This window comes from Vibrio sp. Vb1755, from assembly GCF_033338635.1.
GTDB classification, from domain to species: domain Bacteria; phylum Pseudomonadota; class Gammaproteobacteria; order Enterobacterales; family Vibrionaceae; genus Vibrio; species Vibrio alginolyticus.
Genome location: NZ_JAWOTA010000275.1, coordinates 1 through 1,161 on the forward strand (window position 1 = coordinate 1; position 1,161 = coordinate 1,161).

1 protein-coding gene and 2 pseudogenes are annotated in these 1,161 nt (G+C 45.4%); all 3 read left to right on the forward strand.

The window, feature by feature from the left end:
* Positions 1 to 180 (forward strand): annotated as a pseudogene (locus R7E00_RS24485) (PTS sugar transporter subunit IIC); the annotation flags it as partial.
* 49 nt (positions 181 to 229) lie between these two features.
* On the forward strand, positions 230 to 541 hold the full coding sequence (locus R7E00_RS24490) for a PTS lactose/cellobiose transporter subunit IIA (protein WP_005461092.1): 312 nt from the start codon (positions 230 to 232) through the stop codon (positions 539 to 541).
* A gap of 10 nt (positions 542 to 551) precedes the next feature.
* A pseudogene (locus tag R7E00_RS24495) lies at positions 552 to 1,161 on the forward strand (6-phospho-beta-glucosidase); the annotation flags it as partial.

Here is a 1,161-nt window from a genome sequence, read left to right on the forward strand (position 1 = left end):
TGGGGAAGCGGCTGGACGTTTTCTCCGGTACTGCTCGTAGTGGGTCTGTTGATTCTTGACCTTCTTATCTACTTCCCATTCTTCAAAATGTTTGAGAAGCAAATGCTTGAGCAAGAACTACCAACAACCAAAGAAACGAAACAGGCAGAACAACCTGCTGGTGAAGGCGTAACCGCTTAATTATGAATGGGCTGTTTTACCAAGCAGCCCATATTTCTGGAGAGAGAAAATGGAACAAGAACTGGTTGTAATGGAAATCATCTGCAATGCGGGTGAAGCCAGAAGTTTAAGTTATGAAGCGCTCCGTTTGGCGAGAGAGCAAAAATTTGAAGCAGCAGAAGAGAAATTGTTGCAAGCCAGAGAGTGCATTAACAAGGCGCATTTAATTCAGACGCAATTGATCGAAGAAGATCAGGGGGAGGGCAAAGTGCCGATGACTCTGGTTATGGTGCACGCTCAAGATCATTTAATGACAACGATTCTAGCGCAAGAAATGGCTGTTGAGATTGTCGCTTTGAACAAGCAACTCGCGAACAAGTAAGGAAATCATTATGTCTAGAGAGGCGATCAAACTTGCCATTATTGGTGGTGGCAGTAGCTATACCCCGGAATTGGTTGAAGGGGTAATCAAACGCTTGGATTACTTGCCAGTTAAACAGATTCACTTTGTGGACATAAAATCCGGCGCGGAAAAACTAGAAATCATCAAGGGCTTGGCTCAGCGGATGGTCGATAAAGCGGGCGCGGATATTGAAATTAAAGCGGATTTTGACCGCCGTGCTGCGATCAAAGGCGCTGACTTTGTCATGACTCAATTCCGTGTTGGCGGGCTTGCTGCTCGAGCAAACGATGAAAGAATTCCTATTAAATACGATGTGATCGGACAAGAAACCACTGGCCCTGGCGGATTTGCTAAAGCACTGAGAACCATTCCGGTCATTCTTGATATCTGTAAAGACATTGAAGAGTTGGCGCCAAACGCTTGGATGCTCAACTTTACGAACCCTGCTGGTCTCGTCTCAGAAGCGGTGAGTAAGCATACTAAAGTCAAAAGTATCGGCTTATGTAATGTACCCGTCTCAATGGAAATGATGATTGCAGAGATGATGGATTGCGAGCCCAAAGAGCTACAGTTGGAGTTTGCTGGTCTAAATCATCTGG

Excerpts from the sequence above, each read along its gene's own strand:
- R7E00_RS24490 (WP_005461092.1), top strand. The coding sequence starts at position 230 with ATGGAACAAGAACTGGTTGTAATGGAAATCATCTGCAATGCGGGTGAA.